Raw genomic sequence first — 1,168 nt, forward strand, 5'->3', positions numbered from 1 at the left:
TGCATGCGCTATATCCTTATATCAACGCTGCGTTTGCCTGCCTCTGGGCATATCGCTAGACTAGCGCCACCCCAAGCGAGACCGTGCCTGTTGCTGCTATAATCAGCTCTTGGCGCTGTACAAAATGAAGACACCTGGCGAGGACAGGATATGACGTTCGTAGTAGGTGAGAACTGCATTAACTGCAAACACACCGATTGTGTGGAAGTGTGCCCGGTAGACTGTTTCTACGAAGGCGAAAATTTTCTGGTCATCCACCCGGACGAGTGTATCGACTGTGCACTGTGTGAACCGGAGTGCCCGGTTAACGCGATCTTCTCGGAAGACGAACTGCCGGACGACCAGCAGGAGTTCCTGGAGATCAACGCGGATCTGGCAGAGAAGTGGCCGAACATTACCGAAATGAAAGATGCGCCGGACGACGCTGAAGAGTGGGACGGTGTGCCGAACAAGCGGGAGAAGCTGATCCGATAAGCGCGGATCACTTTTCTCCAGGCAAAATAAAAGGGCGGCATCCTGCCGCCCTTTTTGCGTCGAGTCATCCTGACCCTTTTGCGCTCACCGCAACATCCCTGTACTGCATTCCTTGCAAATCCTTGTGCTCAATTCCCTGAAGCACGGAAACACTATATCAACCGTATTTTGCTCTGTGGGTAAAATAAATATTAAAAGTCTGGGTGAAAACCACACAAACCCCAAAAAACTCAAATATAACAATGAGTTAATATTCTGATGCTCGCTTTTAAGGGTCAAAAACAGCGAAAAAACACTGTTTTTTCCTACAGCCTTGTAAGAGATCTCTTACAAGCTCGCGCCACCGCACCAGCCCCCTGCCCCCAGAGGGCTACATCCCGACGCTAAAAGGCGCCCAATCTTTTACATTTCCTCACTGCTTTTTACAGCACGGCGTCACACTTCTGGGTAGCATTAATTCTATGGAAAACGTGGTGTTACGCACACCGCCTAGCCAACCAGTATCCCCCCAAGGCGCTAGCAATAGCGCTCACAACCCCCCTCTTCCACCCCAATTTCGGAAGAGGGTTTTTTTTGCCTGAAATTCGCCCCATTTCACGCCAACGTGGCGTTTAACGCCGCACAGGCCTGCTGGAAATGCTCTTTCAGGGAATGAATCAAGGGCGGCGCACTGGCAAGGTCACCGCTGGAGGCC

The 1,168-nt window shown here is 51.3% G+C and carries 1 protein-coding gene; it reads left to right on the forward strand.

From position 1 onward, the window contains the following. Positions 1-150: 150 nt before the first annotated feature. Positions 151-474, forward strand: a complete 324-nt coding sequence (gene fdxA / locus A3754_RS05165) for a ferredoxin FdxA (RefSeq protein ID WP_063519003.1) — start codon at positions 151-153, stop codon at positions 472-474. Positions 475-1,168: the final 694 nt, after the last annotated feature.

The organism is Alcanivorax sp. HI0083, from assembly GCF_001635175.1.